Annotated in this window: 16 protein-coding genes; 5 read left to right on the top strand and 11 right to left on the bottom strand. The window is 70.1% G+C overall.

The features are described 5' to 3' along the window. Nucleotides 1–15 precede the first annotated feature (15 nt). From C566_RS0108230 to hemE, 9 genes are all read right to left on the bottom strand, one after another. Entirely contained in the window at nucleotides 16–1,116 is a 1,101-nt protein-coding gene (locus C566_RS0108230) for an LLM class flavin-dependent oxidoreductase (RefSeq protein ID WP_018773852.1), read from the bottom strand. Continuing rightward, nucleotides 1,113–2,096 (bottom strand): porphobilinogen synthase, encoded by a 984-nt coding sequence (gene hemB / locus C566_RS0108225; RefSeq protein WP_018773851.1) that lies wholly within the window; start codon nucleotides 2,094–2,096, stop codon nucleotides 1,113–1,115. Before hemB ends, C566_RS0108230 begins: the two co-directional genes overlap by 4 nt. Next, nucleotides 2,093–3,061 (bottom strand): uroporphyrinogen-III synthase, encoded by a 969-nt coding sequence (locus C566_RS0108220; RefSeq protein WP_018773850.1) that lies wholly within the window; start codon nucleotides 3,059–3,061, stop codon nucleotides 2,093–2,095. Before C566_RS0108220 ends, hemB begins: the two co-directional genes overlap by 4 nt. A 19-nt stretch (nucleotides 3,062–3,080) precedes the next feature. Beyond that, nucleotides 3,081–4,079 (bottom strand): hydroxymethylbilane synthase, encoded by a 999-nt coding sequence (gene hemC / locus C566_RS0108215; protein ID WP_018773849.1) that lies wholly within the window; start codon nucleotides 4,077–4,079, stop codon nucleotides 3,081–3,083. Further along, nucleotides 4,076–5,371 carry a ferrochelatase gene (locus C566_RS0108210; protein WP_026266510.1) on the bottom strand — a complete coding sequence of 432 codons (1,296 nt, stop codon included), beginning with the start codon at nucleotides 5,369–5,371 and terminating at the stop codon, nucleotides 4,076–4,078. Before C566_RS0108210 ends, hemC begins: the two co-directional genes overlap by 4 nt. After that, a complete protein-coding gene (gene hemQ / locus C566_RS0108205; RefSeq protein WP_026266509.1) occupies nucleotides 5,368–6,114 on the bottom strand; it encodes a hydrogen peroxide-dependent heme synthase in 747 nt (248 codons plus the stop codon). The genes C566_RS0108210 and hemQ overlap by 4 nt, the downstream gene beginning before the upstream one ends. A gap of 125 nt (nucleotides 6,115–6,239) precedes the next feature. After that, nucleotides 6,240–7,082, bottom strand: coding sequence for a hypothetical protein (locus tag C566_RS0108200; RefSeq protein ID WP_155846804.1), 843 nt, complete (start codon nucleotides 7,080–7,082; stop codon nucleotides 6,240–6,242). 246 nt (nucleotides 7,083–7,328) lie between these two features. Further along, a complete protein-coding gene (hemG, locus tag C566_RS0108195; protein ID WP_018773846.1) occupies nucleotides 7,329–8,855 on the bottom strand; it encodes a protoporphyrinogen oxidase in 1,527 nt (508 codons plus the stop codon). A gap of 4 nt (nucleotides 8,856–8,859) precedes the next feature. Next, entirely contained in the window at nucleotides 8,860–10,032 is a 1,173-nt protein-coding gene (hemE, locus tag C566_RS0108190; protein WP_018773845.1) for a uroporphyrinogen decarboxylase, read from the bottom strand. Between the two features lie 170 nt (nucleotides 10,033–10,202). Here hemE and C566_RS0108185 point away from each other — a divergent pair, with 170 nt between their 5' ends. Beyond that, nucleotides 10,203–11,597 (top strand): glutamyl-tRNA reductase, encoded by a 1,395-nt coding sequence (locus C566_RS0108185; protein WP_081627278.1) that lies wholly within the window; start codon nucleotides 10,203–10,205, stop codon nucleotides 11,595–11,597. 50 nt (nucleotides 11,598–11,647) lie between these two features. Here C566_RS0108185 and C566_RS0108180 read toward each other — a convergent pair whose 3' ends face one another. Together C566_RS0108180 and moeB are read right to left on the bottom strand one after the other, a co-directional pair. Further along, nucleotides 11,648–12,706, bottom strand: coding sequence for an SDR family NAD(P)-dependent oxidoreductase (locus tag C566_RS0108180; protein WP_018773843.1), 1,059 nt, complete (start codon nucleotides 12,704–12,706; stop codon nucleotides 11,648–11,650). A 101-nt stretch (nucleotides 12,707–12,807) separates the two neighbouring features. Next, nucleotides 12,808–14,031, bottom strand: a complete 1,224-nt coding sequence (moeB, locus tag C566_RS0108175) for a molybdopterin-synthase adenylyltransferase MoeB (RefSeq protein WP_018773842.1) — start codon at nucleotides 14,029–14,031, stop codon at nucleotides 12,808–12,810. Between the two features lie 83 nt (nucleotides 14,032–14,114). On the opposite strand from moeB, the gene C566_RS0108170 reads away from it, so the two are divergent. From C566_RS0108170 to C566_RS21065, 4 genes are all read left to right on the top strand, one after another. Next, the gene (locus C566_RS0108170) at nucleotides 14,115–14,834 is read left to right on the top strand and encodes a TetR/AcrR family transcriptional regulator (protein ID WP_442852618.1); all 720 of its coding nucleotides are present in this window, start codon (nucleotides 14,115–14,117) and stop codon (nucleotides 14,832–14,834) included. A gap of 60 nt (nucleotides 14,835–14,894) precedes the next feature. Next, a complete protein-coding gene (locus C566_RS0108165) occupies nucleotides 14,895–15,119 on the top strand; it encodes a DUF3107 domain-containing protein (protein ID WP_018773840.1) in 225 nt (74 codons plus the stop codon). Nucleotides 15,120–15,206: 87 nt separating this feature from the next. Then, nucleotides 15,207–15,509 carry a hypothetical protein gene (locus C566_RS0108160; RefSeq protein WP_018773839.1) on the top strand — a complete coding sequence of 101 codons (303 nt, stop codon included), beginning with the start codon at nucleotides 15,207–15,209 and terminating at the stop codon, nucleotides 15,507–15,509. Nucleotides 15,510–15,659: 150 nt separating this feature from the next. Beyond that, nucleotides 15,660–17,627 (top strand): DUF222 domain-containing protein, encoded by a 1,968-nt coding sequence (locus C566_RS21065; RefSeq protein WP_051082271.1) that lies wholly within the window; start codon nucleotides 15,660–15,662, stop codon nucleotides 17,625–17,627. Nucleotides 17,628–17,806: the final 179 nt, after the last annotated feature.

Raw genomic sequence — 17,806 nt, 5'->3', positions numbered from 1 at the left:
CAGTTCGCGGCCAGTTCAGTTCGCGGCCAGAAGCGCGGCCACGCGGGGCGCCACTTCGGTGCCGAACAGTTCAATCGAGCGCATCATGGCCGTGTGCGGCAGGGTGCCGTTGCTGTACTTGAGATCAAAGCGGTCCACGCCCAGGTTCTTTTTGAGCAGGGCGATCTTCGAGGCCACGGTTTCCGGCGACCCGACGTAGAGGGCTCCCTCGGGCGTACACATCGCGTCGAACTCGCCGCGGCTGGCCGGGCCCCAGCCGCGTTCGGCCCCGATCCTGTTGCGCTGATCGAGCCAGTGCGGGAAGAACTCCTCCCGGGCTTCCTCATCCGTGGCGGCAACGTGGCCCGGCGAATGCGTGGCCATTTGCTGCATCTGGTGCCCGTACTTGGCCATGGCTTCCCGGTAGAGGTTTGCCAGGGGCGCGAAGGACCGCGGCTGGCCGCCGATGATCGCGAAGATGATCGGGTAGCCGTACTCGGCGCAGCGCAGCACCGACTCGGGGGTCCCGCCGACGCCGATCCAGGTCGGCAGAAGGTGGTGTTCCAGCGGCGGATAGACGCTCAGGCCGCTGATGGCCGGCCGGGTGCGTCCCTCCCAGTGGACCGGTTTCTGCGCCCGGACCTTGTCGAAGAGCTCGAGCTTTTCCTCGAAAAGGACCTCGTAGTCGGCCAGGTCCAGGCCGAACAGCGGGAAGGACTCGATGAAGGACCCCCGGCCCAGCATGACCTCTGCCCGGCCGCCGGAGATGGCGTCCACGGTGGCGAAGCGCTGGAACACCCGGATCGGGTCATCGGAGCTGAGCACTGTCACGGCCGAGCCGAGCCGGATGTTCTTCGTGCGGGCGGCCGCCGCGGCCAGGAAGACCTCCGGGGCGGAGACCGCGAAGTCGCGGCGGTGGTGCTCCCCCACCGCGAAGGCGTGCAGGCCGATCTGGTCCGCGAGTTCAGCCTGTTCCAGGAGCTGGCGCAGCACCTGGGCGTGCGGGACGGGATGGCCGTCCGGGAAGACCCCGACGTCGCCGAAGGTGTTCAGGCCCAGGAGGATGCGGTGGGGTCCCACCGGCGCCGTGGGTGTGGAATCGAGCGGGGCGTTCGGGGTCTCGGGGGCCGTGTTCATCGGGTTTCCTTCAGCCAGCCGGCGAGTTCGCTCGCCCAGTAGGTCAGCACCATGTTGGCGCCGGCGCGTTTGATGCCCAGGACGGACTCGGTGATGGCGGCCCGGCGGTCGATCCAGCCGTTCGCGGCGGCAGCCTCGATCATCGAGTACTCGCCGGAAATCTGGTAGGCGGCCACGGGGACCGGGCTCATGGCGGCGACGTCGGCGAGGATGTCCAGGTAGCTCATGGCCGGCTTCACCATGACCATGTCGGCGCCTTCGGCCAGGTCCAGGTCGACCTCAAGGATGGCCTCCCGGCGGTTGGCGGCGTCCATCTGGTAGGTGCGGCGGTCGCCGGTCAACTGCGAGTCGACGGCCTCGCGGAACGGGCCGTAGAACGCGGAGGCGTATTTCGCGGCGTAGGCCACGATCGCGGTGTTGGCGTGCCCGGCGTCCTCCAGGGCCTGCCGGATCACGGCGACCTGGCCGTCCATCATGCCGGAGGGGCCCAGGACGTGGGCGCCGGCGTCGGCCTGGGCAACCGCCATCTGGCCGTAGATTTCCAGGGTGGCATCGTTGTCGACGTAGCCGTTGGCGTCCAGGACGCCGCAGTGGCCGTGGTCGGTGAATTCGTCGAGGCACACGTCGCTCATGACCACGAGTTCGTCGCCGACCTCGGCGCGGACGTCCCGGATGGCCTTGTTCAGCACGCCGTCGGGGTCCAGCGACGCCGTCCCGCGCGCGTCCCGGAGGGCGGGGACGCCGAACAGCATGATGCCGCCGACGCCCAGCTGCACCGCCTCGGCCGCGGCACGCCTGAGCGAATCGGTGGTGTGCTGCTGCACGCCGGGCATCGAGGCGATCGGGTTGGGCTTGGTCAGGCCTTCGCGGATGAAGGCCGGCAGGATGAGCTCCGAGGCTGAGAGCCGGTGTTCGGCCGTCAGCCGGCGCATGGCCGGGGTGGTGCGGAGCCGGCGGGGGCGGTGGGTCGGGAAGCTCATATGGTGTCCTTTGCTGAGGGCTCTGCGACTGACGGATGCGGTGGGGGCTGCTGGTGGTCAAGGGACCGGACGACGGCGGCAACCAGCCCGGACGCCGTCGGCTCTTCGGCGACGGCGTCGACGGTGAGTCCGAGGGAAGCCGCCTCGGCCGCCGTCGAGCGTCCGATGGCGACGAAACGGCAGTTGCCCAGCGGGGCGAGGTGCGCGTGGATGCGGCGTGCGGCGCTGGGCGAGGCGGCGACGACGGCGTGCAGCCGGCCGGCACCGATTTCGGCTTTGGCCTCGGCCGCGGTGAGCACGGCGGGCGGCGGAGCGTCCTGCCGGGCTGGGCTGCTCCCCTGCGTCAAGGCCGCCTGCGGCGGGGCTGGCGGGGAGGCGGGCAGGGCCCGGCGCGGATCGGCCGGATAGTCGACGGTGTTGTACGCGGTGACGGCCTGGACGGCGGCACCGCGGGCCTCGAGGCCCTTGCGCAGCCGGGGGTCCGCAATGTCCGCCTGGGGCAGGAGCACGCTGCCCTGGTTCGCGGGCCAGATGTCGAGCAGGCCCGTGCCGGACTGCTGGCCCGTGGGTGCGAGGTCGACGCTGATGCCCCGGGATTCCAGCACACGGCGGGTCGCCGGGCCGATCGTGGCCACGAGGATGCTGCCGGGCAGCCAGCTGCTGAGGGAGGCACCGCGTTCGGCGGCTTTCGCTTCAAGTGCCTGGACGGTGGTCACGCTGCTGACCACGAGCCACGTGTAGGCCCCGGCACCGAGGGCGTCGAAGGCGACGTCAAGGGAGTGCTGGTCGCTGGCCTGCTCGAAGTCGATCAGCGGCAGCAGCAACGGCTCGGCGCCGACACGGCGGAGGGCCGTGACGAGCTCCCCCGCGCGGTCCGGGCTGCGGGCAACCAGCACGCGGGCGCCCTCCGGCACGCTCACGCCGGCTGGCCCGCCCGTGTTGTTGCGGTCGCTGTGCCGTCCCATGAAGTGTGGAATCCGCGGTTCAGGAAGCTGCCAGGTCCGCGATGTCCGCGGCGCCGCGGGCGAGCAGGACTTCCGCCAGCTCGATCCCGAGCAGCGTTGCCCCGACCTCGGTGAGGCCGTCAGTGGCCTTCTTGTCACGGACGGTTGCCGTGCCGTCGACTGCGCAGACCACCGCTTCGAGGTGGAGCATGCTCCCTTTGCGGTAGGCGTAGGCGCCCACGGGGGCGGCGCATCCGGCCTCCAGGCGGGCCAACAAAGCGCGTTCGGCCGTGACGGCGAGCCTGGTGTCCGGATCATCGAGGGCCGCGAGGGCCTGCGCCAGGACGCCCTGGGAGCCTTCCGTGGACCCGGCCCTGCGAGGCGCGTCGGCGGTGCGGCATTCGATCGCCAGGGCACCCTGCCCGGCGGCAGGCAGCATGATGTCCGTCTCGAGGTACTCGCTGACCGCGTCGAGCCGGCCGATCCGGTGCAGTCCGGCGGCGGCGAGGACGACGGCGTCGAGGTCGTTCGACTTGCCGTCAACGACAGCGTCGTTCGTGTTGCCCGACAGGCCGGGGACGCGCCCCAGCCGGGTGTCCACGTTGCCGCGGATGTCGCGGATGTCCAGGTCCGGACGCACGGCTCGGAGCTGGGCCGCGCGGCGCGGCGAGCCGGTGCCGACGCTCGCGCCGCTGGGCAGGTCGGCAAGTTTGAGCCCGTCGCGGGCGCACAGCACGTCCCGGACGTCGACGCGTTTGGGTGTGGCCGCCAGGGTCAGGCCCAGCGCCGGACCGGTCGGGAGGTCCTTGAGCGAATGCACGGCGATATCGCAGGTGTTCTGCAGCAGGGCGTCGCGGAGCGCGGCGACGAAGACGCCGGTGCCGCCCATCTGGGACAGCGAGCCTTTGAGGACATCGCCGTCGGTCCGGACGTGGACGAGCTCGACGGGGAACCCGCCGACGGCGGCCAGCTGGTCCGCGGTCTGTTGGGTCTGGGTCAGGGCGAGCTTGCTGGCGCGGGTGCCGATCCGGACGCTCATGCGGTCCCCCGGCCTGCCGCCGTATCAGCCGTGCCCGCCGCCGTGCGCGAAGCCACCGCTGCGGCCGGGTAGGGATCGTGTCCGGTCCCGACGGTGGTGTCGGCTCCGGCGATGGTGGGCTTTTCGCCGCGGAAGTTCGCGCAGCAGCCGGGACGGCAGACGTCGTACCAGGGGCCGAGCTTGGTCAGGTGCGGCCGCTCGGCGATGTTGTTCGCGACGGTCCGCTCGCAGATGAGGTCCACGAGCCCGGAGACAAACTTGCGGTGCGTTCCGGGAGTGGGGACGCGGGTTGCGGCCAGCTCCAGCCGGGCGCAGGTCTCAAGCGCCTCGGTGTCCAGGTCCCAGACCACTTCCATGTGGTCGCTGACAAAGCCCAGCGGCACAATCACGATGCCCTTGACACCCTGGCCGGCGAGCTCCTCGATGGCGTCGTTGATGTCCGGTTCGAGCCACGGCACATGCGGGGCGCCGGAGCGGGACTGGTAGACGAGGGACCAGGGTGCGGTCAGGCCCGTCTCATCTTCCACCCGGCGGATGATCTCGGTGCCGGAGGCCAGATGCTGCGCGGCGTACGCGGAGTCTTCCTCGAAGGTGCGCGGCTCACCCTCGGACCGGCCCGCTGCCTCGGCGTCGCGGGTCGGGATGGAGTGCGTCGCGAACAGGATGTGTACGGGGGCGTCCGGGGTGCCGGCCGCGGCCAGTTGGGCACGGACGTCGGCGAGGCCGGCGGCGGTTCCCTCGATGAAGGGCTCCACGAACCCGGGGTGGTCGAAGTACTGGCGCACCTTGTCGACCTCGAGCTTGCCGTCGAGCCCGGTTTCGGTCAGCGCCATGCCGATGTCCTCGCGGTACTGGCGGCAGCTGGAGTAGCAGGAGTAGGCACTCGTGGTGAGCATGAGCACCTTGCGGTGGCCGGCGTCGTAGATCTCCTGCAGGGTCTGCGGGATGTACGGGTCCCAGTTGCGGTTGCCCCAGAACACCGGCAGCGCGATGCCGCGGGCGGCAAGTTCGGCCTCGAGGCCGGCCTTGAGCTGACGGTTCTGTGCGTTGATGGGGCTGATGCCGCCGTTGGCGCGGTAGTGGTGCGAGACCTCTTCGAGCCGTTCGTCGGGGATGCCGCGGCCGCGGGTGACGTTGCGGAGGAACGGGATGACGTCCTCCTGGCCTTCGGGCCCGCCGAACGAGGCGAGGAGCACGGCGTCGTACTCCTTGGGGGCCATCCGGCCGGCCTCGGTGACGGCGTTCACGGCCGTTACTGAGGCGGCGGATTCCTGAGGATCCAGCGGGCTCATGCCAGGACCTCGGCAATCTCGGCGGCGGTGACGCGGCGGCCGGTGTAGAACGGGATTTCTTCGCGGACGTGGTGCCGGGCTTCGGTGGCCCGGAGGTGGCGCATCAGGTCCACGAGGTCCACGAGCTCGGGGGCTTCCAGTCCGAGGATCCATTCCCAGTCGCCCAGGGCGAACGAGGACACGGTGTTGGAGATGACCTGGGGGAAGTCGCGGCCCAGCATGCCGTGGTCGCGGAGCATGGCGCCGCGCTCGGCGTCCGGCAGGAGGTACCACTCGTAGGAGCGGACGAAGGGGTAGACGCAGAGCCATTCCGCCGGTTCCACGCCGCGGGAGAACGCCGGGGTGTGGTTCTTGGCGAATTCGGCCTCGCGGTGCACGCCCATGGCGGACCAGACGATCTCGGTGCCGGCGAACAGCTTGCTGCGCCGGATGTCCCGCACTGCCCGCTGCAGCGCTTCCGGCCGGGGACCATGCAGCCAGACCATGATGTCCGCGTCGGCCCGCATCGCCGAGACGTCGTAGCTGCCGCGGTGGACAACCCCGGCGTCGGCGAGGCTTTTCATCAGGGCGTCGAAGTCCTCAGCGGCATCGGCGCCGCGCAGGATGTCCGCTGACCGCTTGAATACGGTCCAAAGGGTGAAGAACTGCTCAGTTGAATCTTCGGGCGCCGATGCCCCGGCGACGGATTCTCCGGGGGCTGACATTCCGGTTTTAGTGACAGATTCGGCAGAAGTGTGGCTCATGCATACCAGTCTGCCTCCTCTCCCCAGCTAAGTCGAAAAAAAGCACTTCTACAACGCGTAGAAGTGCTTTATTTCACATGCGGGAGGAGGGCCCGCGTGAGGCGGGTCCTTGGGAAAGGGTCCTGTCAGCTCCGGCGCATCCGAAGGACCGCGACGCCGGCGCCAAGCGAGAGCGCTACCAGGGAGATGCCCCAGCCGACCAGCGGGGACGGACCGGCCGGTTCCAACGTCGAGGTTGCCTCGAGGGAGGTGTTGCCGGAGTGGCCCTTGGCCGGGGCCTGGGTCTGGGTCCAGCCGGTTGTGTTTGAACCGCTTGGGGACGGATGCGGCGTGGCCGACTGCGAGGCCGACTGCGTGCCGGTAACGCTGCCCGCGGCCGGCACCGCGGTGCCGGACTGGGGCTCAGCCGCCGGGTCGGCGCCCGCACTGCCCGGTGGCGGTTGGCCGGGGGCCTGTCCGGTGGGCGCGGTCCCGGCGGAACCGTCTGCGGCGGGAGCTCCCGGAGCCGGGGCCGCGGGCGGCGCGCCGGGATCCTGCGGTCCGGCGGGCGGTGCAACTTTCGCGGACGGCGTGCCCGACGGCGGCGGGGTACTGGTGTGCGGGGCCGTGGGCTCGGGGTCGCTGGGTTCCGGGTCGCTGGGCTCGGGGTCGCTGGGTTCGGGGTCGCTGGGTTCCGGGCTGCTGCCGGGCGACGGGGTGGCCTCCCCCGGGTCGGCGGACGGCGAGGGGCTCGGCGTCTTGGAGGAGCCGAGCAGGCTGTCCAGCACGTCGTCGAGGCCAAGTGTCAGCGAACCTTGCGCGGACGGTGCGGTGGACGCCGCTGCGGACAACCCGGTGGCCGCCTGCGAGGCAGGAGCCCCGGCGGTGGCAGCCAGTGCGGCCCCGAGCGCGACCGCCGCCGCACCCCTTCGAAGGCCCCGATGGCTCCGGGTCTTCGTTGTTGACACCTTGGACCTGAAAGTAAACATGGTCATCGAGCCTAGCCGGAATCGATCGGCAGGAAAAACTTGCAAAAACCGCGAATTTCCGGCACGAAACCACCGGGACCGGAGGGGTTCAGGGTGCCTTTGGAGCCGCTGTGATTCCTGTGGCTGAAGGTGCTTTTGGGACTCGGAGGACCGCGTTCTGGGCAGCCAAATTCAGTGCAACTAAACTGGGCGCAGCCGCGTTCAGGGCAACCAATTGAACGCAGCCGCGTTCAGGGCAACCCGCTTTCAGGGCAACAGCCTGCGGACCTGCTGCGGGGTGTCGGCGACGATCGCGGCCAGGCCATTGCCGGACAGCCAGCCGCCCACCACGGCAAGCGTGCCGTCCGCGGCACAGATGCTCCGGACGGCCGCGACGCGCTGCCTGTGGCCCAGGGACGCAAACGGCAGCGCACCGGCCCAGCGGACCACGTCCCAATCGGCCACGTCCCCGGCGCCGACGGGTACGGCCAGCAGGGCCGAGGCATCAGCCAGCGCTGCGCGGAAAAGTTCATCGTCGGAGCGCGGCGCTGTGGCCAGTCCGCCGCCGCGGGACTCGGGCATTGCCCGGGGAGTAACAGCCCCGGGAGCTGCGCTCCGTCCGTAGGAGAGCCGGAGAACATGCCTTCCCGGGCCTGCCTGCTCCGCCAGCCAGGCCCATTTGGCGGTGGCGTGCGTCAGCGCCTTGGCCTGCACGCCCGGGCTCTGCGGCGCAACAAGCACGCCGGTGCCGCGTGGCGCCGCGTCAAGGGCCGGGAGGTCCACCACGAGCGTGACAAGGCTGACGTCGGGTCCGGCATCGGGGCGGTGGCCGGCAAGTTCCGGCAGGGACTCCTCAAGCAGCCCGACGGCGGCGGGACCTTCGACCGCAACCACGAGGAGCCCGGCGTCGAAAGTGGTCTGGTCTGTGGCCACGCGCCAGCCGTCGGCTGTGCGCCGCACTGACCGGGCCGGGGTGCGGGGCAGCAGGGTGACGCCGCGCTGACGCAGATCGGCCAGCAGGGCGGCGACGAGCGTGTGCATGCCGCCGCGCAGCCCGGCGACGGCGGAGCCGGCCTTCTGGAGCCCGGCGGCCTGGGCTGTCCCGGCCGTTCCGGCTGGTCCGGAGGGGCCAGCCATGGCGGTCGCCGCTCCCCTGCGCTGAGCCGCGACGGCGGCGGCGAGGGAACCGTGCTGACGGATGCCGGCCCGCAGACCGGGGGCCACCATGTCGACGTCGAGGGCTGAGGGATCGGCCGAGTGGACGCCGCCGACCACCGGCGCCACGAGGCGGTCCAGGACCCGCCTGCCCATCCGCCGGCGGACCAGGGCTGACACGCTCGTTGCCCCGGCAGCGGTGCCCAGCGAGGCCGGCAGCACGGCGTCGACGGAGGCGCGGAGGGAACCCAGCAGGCCCAGCGACCGGCGGACTTCCGGGTCCCACGGGCTCGCCGGGATGCCCAGCACACCGGTCTTGGGCAGTTCCCGGGGACCGTCAGGCAACTGGACCCAGGCCCCGCCGGGGTTCGGCGCAACGATCTCGCCGGCCAGCCCGAGCTCCGCGGCGAGATCGGCTACGGCGGCGGTGCGGGTGGCGAAAGATTCCGCGCCGCTGTCCAGGGTCAGTCCGGCCACGGCATGGCTGCCGACGCAACCGCCCCAGGCCTCGCCGGCCTCCAGGACGGTGGTGCGGACCCCGGCCCGGGCGAATTCCCGTGCCGCAAGCAGCCCGGAGATCCCGCCCCCGATCACGACGGCGGTGCCTTCCCCGGGAGTCCCGGCGGCGCCTGCGTCCACGCCCCTACTCCGGAGCGATGGAGTGGATGAGTTCGACCACGCGCGTGAGCACCTCAGGATCCGTCTCCGGCGGCACCCCGTGGCCGAGGTTCACGACGTGCCCGGGCGCAGCGGAGCCGGCCGCGATCACCTCGCGGACGTGGGCTTCGAGGACTTCCCACGGTGCCGAAAGCAGTGCCGGGTCGATGTTGCCCTGCAGCGGAACGGTGCCGCCGAGGCGGCGGTTGGCCTCGTCCAGCGGCAGCCGGTAGTCGACCCCCACGACGTCGACGCCGACGTCGCGCATCGCGACGAGCAGTTCCGACGTGCCGGTGCCGAAGTGGATCAGCGGTGCGCCGAGGTGCCGGACATGGTCCAGGGCCCGGGATGACGCCGGCGCAACGAAGCGCTGGTAGTCGGCCAGTCCCAGCGAACCGGCCCAGGAGTCGAAGAGCTGGCCGGCGGAGGCGCCGGCTTCCAGCTGCGCGCGGAGGAACATCCCCGAGGCATCGGCGGCCCAGTTGGCCAGGGCAGTCCAGGTCTCGGGGTCGGCGTGCATCATAGTGCGCGGGCCGAGGTGGTCGCGGGAAGGCTTGCCTTCCACCATGTACGCGGCAAGGGTAAACGGGGCACCGGCGAAGCCGATCAGCGGGGTACTGCCGAGCTCGGCCACCGTCAGCCGGACGGCCTCGCGGATGGGCTCCAGGGCCTCCCAGGTCAGTTGCGGCAGGGCGGCAACGTCAGCGGCCGTGCGGACCGGCTTGTCCAGAACGGGTCCGACGCCGGGCACGATGTCCACGCCGACGCCGGCCAGCTTGAGCGGGATGACAATGTCCGAGAAAAAGATGGCGGCATCGACGTCGTGGCGGCGGACCGGCTGCAGGGTGATCTCGGAAGCCAGCTCGGGGCGCAGGCAGGAGTCCAGCATCGCGACGCCCTCACGTACCTTGAGGTACTCGGGGAGTGAGCGGCCGGCCTGGCGCATGAACCAGACTGGACGGCGGGAGGGCTTGCCGCCGCGGTAGGCGGTGATCAGCGGCGAATCCGCGGTGCGGCCGTCCATCAGCGGGTGCCCGGCATCGAGGCCGCGGGCGGCGGCACCCGCGGCGGCGCCATCATTGGCGGCATTGCCGGCTGCGCCATTGTCGGACGTACTGAAGGTGGTCGTGCCGGCCCGGGCCGCAGCGCTTGGAGTCATGACTTCGATTGTGCCCAAATTTGTGCCCAAAAGATAACGACAGCCTGTCACGCCGGCTCTGGCACTGGCCATGAGTGCCGCGCCGTGGCGGGAATCACAGGCCAGGGTGCCTGAGCCCACGCCCGGACGGTTGTTCTACACGGACGCGAAAAAGCTATGATGGTGATGCTGTGGTTCTTTTTTCATTGGTGGCTACACACGCCGACATCGACCTCGAAACCGTTGCTCAGTTGAGCACCGGCGCTTCAGGGATCGCCACATCCGCCCTCGCCGGATCGCCGGCCGTGGCGGGTGCCGTTGTCCTTGCCACCTGCAACCGGCTTGAAATCTATGGTGAAGCCCCCCATCCGGACGCCGTCGCCGCGGCCCGGGCAGCCCTCATCGCCCACATCAGCGGCGCCAGCGGACTCAACGATCAGCTCGTCTCCCGCGCCTTCAGCACCCGCACTGGCGCCGAGGTCAGCCAGCACCTCTTCTCCGTCAGCTCCGGGCTGGACTCCGCCGTGGTGGGCGAACGGGAAATTGCCGGGCAGGTCCGCCGCGCCTTGATCACGGCCCAACACGAGGGCACCGCCAGCTCCGGCCTGGTCCGGCTGTTCCAGGCCGCGTCCAAAACCGCGAAGGACGTCGGCGCCCAGACGGCGTTGGGTTCGCGCGGGCTCTCCATCGTCTCCGTGGCCCTGGACCTCGCCACTGACCTGTCGGAAAGCCCGGACTGGTCCGCCAAGAAAGCCGTCGTCTTCGGGACCGGCGCCTACGCCGGTGCCACCATGTCCCTGCTGCGCGAACGCGGCTGCACCGATGTCTCTGTCTATTCCTCCTCCGGCCGCGCCGCCGGCTTCGTCGCCACCCGGGGCGGCACGGCACTGGACGAGGACACGCTTCCGGGCGCAGTTGCCGCGGCCGACGTCATGATCGGCTGCAGCGGCTCCGACAGTCGAGTCGAGGCGGACGAAATCGCCCGGATTCGTGCGAACTCGCCCCAGCCGCTGATCGCGATCGACCTCGCCCTGACCCATGACTTTGACCCCGCTGTCGGCGACCTCGACGGCGTCGAACTGCTTACGCTGGAATCGGTCCGGCTGGCCGCACCGCAGGAACAGGCCGAGTCGCTCGAACAGGCCAGCAGCATCGTGGCCGGGGCGGCCAGCGCCTTTGAGCAGGAGCGCGAGGCCAGGAGCGTCGACTCGGCGATCGTCGCCTTGCGCCGCCACACGATGAACGTCCTGGACGCGGAAATGGAAAAGGTCCGGGCCCGGCACGGCTGCACGGCCGCCGCCGAAGAAGTCGAATTTGCCCTGCGCCGCATGGTGAAACAACTGCTGCACGTCCCCACCGTCCGGGCCCGCGAACTGGCCTCCAACGGACAGCAGGACGCCTACATTGCCGGTCTTGAGGCGCTGTACGGCATCACGGTGGAGCCCACCGCCGGCGCAACGGTCCCCGGTGCCGCCGGTTCCGCGGCCGCGTGCCCCGTGGACCATAACGCCGTTGTCCATAACCCCGGTGTCCATAACCCCGGCGACCTCGGCCCCGCAGCGGGCGACATCCGCGAAACCGCGTAGCTGCCCCGCGCGTCCCCCGCACCGCGGCTTATCCGTGGATCATCCCTGGCTTATCCGGGGAAAGCGTTGATCCCGGTCATCTCGGCCGACACCTGCCACAGCCGTGTGGCAGCCTCCCGGTCCACGGCGTGGACATCCACTCCCCTGACCCTGGCTTCGGGCGATCCGGGCACCGTGGCTTCGGCGATGTCGCAGTCCTCGCAGTAGACGCCGCCCATTCCCTCAAGCGCCGGCGACGTCGCGGCCCAGACCGAGGTGGCCGCGCCCTGCGCGGGTGTCTTGAAGCGCGGGTCGAGCTTGCCGTGTTCGTCCATCCAGCCCGCGGCGATCATCTCCTCCCGCGGCAGGTGCCGCTGCAGCTCCGTCATGATCCCGCCGGGATGTACTGCGAAGGCGCGCACGCCAAAGTTCCGGCCCAGGGCATCGAGCTGGACGGCGAAGAGCGCGTTCGCCGTCTTGGCCTGGCCGTAGGCGCGCCACTTGTCGTAGCCGGCGTCGAAATTGATGTCATCGAAGCGAATGGCCGAGAGCTTGTGGCCGGTCGAGGACAGCGCGACCACGCGGGCTCCCTGGGCCGCGGCAAGCGCCGGCCACAGCAGGTTGGTCAAGGCAAAATGGCCCAGGTGGTTCGTGGCGAACTGTGATTCCCAGCCGGGTCCCACCCTGCGCTCCGGACTCGCCATGATGGCGGCGTTGTTGATGAGAATCTCCAGGCTGCGGCCTGCGCCCGGCGCCGCGCCAGGTACCGTTCCCGGCGCCGGGCCGGCCAGGAAGCCGGCGGCGAACTCCTTCACACTGTCCTGGTCCGCCAGGTCCAGTTCGGCAACTTCCAGCTCGGCGACGCTGACGCCGCCAGTGGTTGCTGGCGTCAGACCGGCCGCGGCGAGGACGTCGCGGGCATGCTCCGGCCGCCGGGCCGGCACCACGACGGCGGCGCCGGCGGAGGCCAGCGCCCGCACGGTCTCCAGGCCCAGCCCCGAGTACCCGCCCGTGACAATCGCGGTCTTCCCGGTCAGGTCGATCCCGGCAATGACGTCGGCCGCCGTCGAATCCCGGCCGAACCCGGAGCCTATCTTCCGCTGGGGCGTCACTGTATTTTCCTCGCTCATGACATTTTCCTCGCTCACGACCAAGCCTTTCGGTAAAGGGCGCCGCTCAACGGAGCGTTTATTCGGGTGCCGCGACATGGCCGCCAATGGCCAGCCACGGCTCAGTACACCGGTTTCCCGGGTTCCACGTCCCTAACCCAGGCGAGAATGCCGCCCTCGAGGTGGCTGACGCGCTCGTACCCGGCGGCGCGGGCTGCGGACAGGACGGCGGCGGATCGTGTTCCGGCCTTGCAGTGGAAGACAATTTCGGCTTCCTGGGGCAGTTCCTGCCACGCCTCGCCGGCAAGGATGCGGCCTTGCGGGATCAGCTCCGACCCCTCAATGCGGACGATTTCGTATTCTCCCTGCTCGCGCACGTCCACGAGGCGGAAGTCCTTGAGGCCGGCCGTGCGGGAGGCCAGCATGGTGGCGAGCTGGGTCGCCGTCACAGTGTGCTCGGTACCGGCATCCGCCGTTGGGGTGATCCCGCAGAAGGCCTCGTAATCGGTGAGTTCGGTGATCCGCGCCGCCGCCGGGTCCCGGGTCACCTTGATCTCGCGCCAGGTGCCGCCCAGCGCGTCATAGAGCGCCAGCCGGCCCAGCAGGGACCGGCCGACGCCGGTGATCAGCTTGACGGCCTCGGTCACCATCAGCGCTCCGACGGCGGCGCACAGCATGCCGAACACGCCGCCTTCGCCGCAGGACGGCACAGATCCGGGCGGTGGCGCCTCCGGGTAAAGGTCCCGGTAGGTGGGTCCGAACTGTTCCCAAAAGACGCTGACCTGGCCGTCGAAACGGAAAATCGATCCCCAGATGTAGGGCTTGCCGAGGATGGCGGCGGCGTCGTTGACGAGGTACCGGGTGGCAAAGTTGTCGGCGCCGTCGAGGATCAGGTCGTAACCGGCAAAGAGTTCCAGTGCGTTGGACGCATCGAGGCGGACGTTGTGGAGCCGGACGTCCACGAGCGGGTTCAGCGCCGCTATGGCATCGCGGGCGGACTCGATTTTTGGCCGGCCCACGTCCGCGACACCATGGATGATCTGGCGTTGGAGGTTGCTGAGGTCGACGTCGTCGTCGTCGACGATGCCGAGGGTGCCGATCCCGGCGGCGGCGAGATAGAGCAGGGCTGGGGAGCCGAGGCCACCGGCACCGATCACCAGGACTTTCGCGTTCTTGAGGCGTCGCTGGCCGATCGCGCCGATCTCCGGAATGATCAGGTGGCGCGAGTAGCGTTCCACCTCCTCCGGGCTGAGGTCCGCAGCCGGGTCAACCAGCGGTCCGGGCCGCGGATCCAGCTGCGTCTTGGGGGTTGCGGGGGCACCGGCGGCGGTGAACTTGGAAGCCATACTTCAATCTATGCCCGAAGATACCGCCAGGTCATATTACCCGCGCGTAAGGTGTAATTGAGTGCAAGGTAGTTCAGTACGAAATGCAAATGAGTGCCATTGCGCGCAATGGGGTGAAAAGGGAAAGAAGGCCGACAGTGGTTCATCAGGCACCGTTGGAGCGGGACGAGTCCGGCAAGCCGCCGGCAGGGCAGACTCGGAGCGGACAGCGCTCGGCCCGCCTCCCCCGCGACGAACGCCGGGCGCAGCTGCTGGCGGCCGCACAGGAAGTTTTCGTGGCGAACGGCTACCACGGTGCCGCCATGGACGAGATCGCCGAGACTGCCCACGTCAGCAAGCCGGTGTTGTACCAGCACTTCCCTTCCAAGCGGGACCTCTACCTGGCCCTGCTGGACAGCCACCTCAGCAAGCTGACCGACCTGCTGCTTGGCGCCCTGAATTCCACCACCGACAATGACGAACGCGTCCAGGCCGTCATGCGCGCCTACTTCCGCTTCATCGCCCACGACGACCAGGCGCACCGGCTCGTCTTCGAGTCGGACCTGATCAACGATCCTGACGTCAGTGCGCGGCTGGAAACGTTCAACAAGACCTTCGCCGACGCCGTCGCGCATGTCATCGCCGAGGACACCAAGCTTCCGGAGCTGGAGGCCCAGCTGCTGGGCCGCGGGCTCGCCGGAATGGCCCATGTGAGCGCCCGGTATTGGCTGGAAACGGACGGGAACCTGGATCTCGATGTAGCCAGCGACCTCATCTACCGTTTAGCTTGGCGCGGAATCTCCCGCTTCCCCAAAGAGACCTAGAGTACAAATAGAGATTGACCTTAGACATTTTTGGACGTTGATTGGCTGGGAGGCCTTGCTGTGGAAGTAAAGATTGGTATTCAGAACATTGGCCGCGAAATTGTCCTCGAATCGACCCAGGACGCCGACGCCGTCGCCAAGGTAGTCGGCGACGCAATCGCCAAGGGCAGCGAACTGCGGTTGAAGGACGACAAGGGCCGTCTGGTGATCATCCCCGCCAATGCCCTGGGCTACGTGGAAATCGGAGCAGAAGAGGCCCGCCGCGTCGGCTTCGGCGCTCTCTAGCCCCGTTCTTCTCACTGCCGCTTCTTCACTGGCTTTCTCATCATCGTTTCTTCGTCATCGTTTCTTCACCAGCGTGAGGTGTCCTGAATGCTTTCCCTGATTGTGGTCGCCTTGGTGACCGTTGCTGCGGGTTTCGTGGTGTGGGCCAACGACAAGCGGCACCAGAAGTACGGCGTCGCCGTCCCGGCGGGAGTCGCTGCGTCCGTCGGCATGCTCAGCTGGATCATCTTCATTGCGGCCGGACTCGGCTACCAGCCGGGCCTGACCTGGATCCCGTGGATCCTGCCGATGGTCCTGGGCACCGCAGCCTCGATCGCGGCCGTGGTGTACCTCGGCAAGGCCCGGACCCGGCAGGACACCGAGCGGCTCACCAGCATCCTGAAGCTCTAGCTCGTTAGACCCGCACGGCCGGTTTCCGCGCGCATCCGTGACCACGCACCCAACAGGGTGCGTGGTCACAGTTCGTTTGGGGTCCCGCCGAGTAAGCCGTACGGAACCGTGTCCATCATCTTTGTCGTACCCCAGAAATAGACTCGAGCCATGGAAGCCGTCAGGGATTTCATCAGGGATTTCAGCCCTTGCGAGGACGAGGCGCAGGGCACGGACCGGGGTGCAGCCCCGGTCCGGCAATCCGGTATGGACGCCGCCGTGGCCGCGCTGCGGGCGGTGAGTTCGACGGCGGTGGAGGATGCGGGCTCGTGGGGCTTCCGGGCCGCGGCGGACTTCGCCGGCAGCGTGGAGGAACTCTCCCGCACGGTGGAGTATCTGCAGCTCGTCGCGGCCGCCGCCGTCGACCGGACCAGGAAACAGTCCGCCGCCGCGGCCTCCGGGGTCGCGGCGGGGGCGGTCACGGCGTGGACCACCGGCTGGCGCGAGAGCGACGGCGGATGGCAGACCGGCACTGCCGGTACCTCCTTGGCCGCGGGGCCTGCCGGCACCTGCTTGTCCTCGGCTCCCGCCGGCACGTCTGTTGGGACGGCTCCCTCCGGCACGTCTGTTGGGGCGGCTCCCTCGGGCAAGTCTGTTGCGGCGGAGCCTGCCGGAACCTCCGGAACGGCGGAGCCTGCGGTGCCGGAATCGGTGCCGGATGACGGGTACCGGAACACGGTGGAGTTCCTGCGGGCGCGGCTGCGGATCGGCGCCGCGGAGGCCAAGCGCCGGCTCTGCCTCGCCGACACGCTGCTGCCCCGGCAGGGACTCGCCGGCGGGCCGGTGCCGGCCGTGCACCCGGAGCTCGGAGCCGCCGTCGCGGCCGGCGAGGTCGCGTCCCGGGCCGCGACGGTCATCACGCTCGCCCTGGACCGGGTCCGGCACAGCTGCCTCCCCGAGGCCGCGGCGGCGATGGAGCATGCCCTGACCCGCACCGCGGCCGAGAACGACGCCGACTTCCTCGCCCGCGTCAGCCGCAGCTGGGCCGAGGCGCTGGACCAGGACGGCGCCGAACCCTCCGAGGAACTGCTCCGCCAGCTCCAGGGCGCCTTCCTCCGCAAACCCCGGCACGGCCTGCAGCACCTGGAAATCTTCGCGACCGCGGACCAGTTCGAACACCTGATCACCGTGATGAACACCGCCACCAACCCCCGCACCGGCCCCGACACCGGCGAGGGCACCGCCACCGGCAACACGGCACAGGCCGGACCGGGCGAGGGCGGGGCCGGCGGGGACGGGGCGGCGGCCGGTGAGGACGCCGGGGACAGCCCCGCCGGCACGGCATCCGGCGGCGGCACGAGTGCTGCCGGCGTTGGCACTCCCGGGGCCGTCCGGGCCGACACCGGCCCGGCGGATGCGCCCTGCGCGGCTGATGCGCCCGCCACGGCCGAAGAGGACCCCTCGCTGCCGGTTCTGGACCTCCGCTCCCGGCCGCAACGGCTGCTCGACGGGCTGGTCGGCGCGTGCAAGGCGGCACTGGCGAGCGGCGGGCTGCCCGCCGCCGGCGGGCTCCGGCCCCAGGTCATGGCCACCATCGACTACCGCGACCTGCTCACCCGGCTCCAGGACTCCAACAGCGCCACAGCAGGCGCCCCGCGCCTCGGACCCCGCTCCCCGCACAGCGCAGGGGCGCCGCAGCAGACCGGCTCGCTGCTGTTCACCGGGCCCGTCACCGCCGGCACCATCCGCAAGATCGCCTGCGACGCCGACATCATCCCGGTCGTCCTCGGCGGGAAGGGCCAGGTCCTGGACATCGGCCGCGCCTCCCGGGTCTTCCCGCCGCATATCCGCAAGGCCATCACCGCCCGGGACCGCGGCTGCGCCTTCCCGCAATGCACCATTCCGGCACCCTGGTGCGAGGCCCACCACATCACCTACTGGTCCCGCGGCGGAACCACCGGAACCGGTAACGGAACCCTGCTCTGTTCCCATCACCACCACGTGATCCACAAGGAACACTGGAGCATCCAGATGCGGACCGGCATCCCCTGGTTCATCCCGCCACCCCACCTCGACCCCGCCCGGACACCCCGCCGGAACAGATACTTCCGCCCCACAGATCCCGTGGCCGCCGCGTGACAGCGGCCCGGGTGGGCCGTGCGGCTCAGACGACAGCGGCTCGGACGGCCGCGGCGGGACAGCGGCCCGGGTGGGCCGTGCGGCTCAGACGACAGCGGCCCGGACGGCCGCGGCGGGCCATGCGGCTCGGGCGGCCGTGCGGCTCAGGCGACAGCGGCCCGGACGGCCGCGGCGGGCCG

It is taken from the genome of Arthrobacter sp. 131MFCol6.1, from assembly GCF_000374925.1.
Taxonomy (GTDB): domain Bacteria; phylum Actinomycetota; class Actinomycetes; order Actinomycetales; family Micrococcaceae; genus Arthrobacter.
This window is presented reverse-complemented; position numbering and strand designations above follow the sequence as displayed.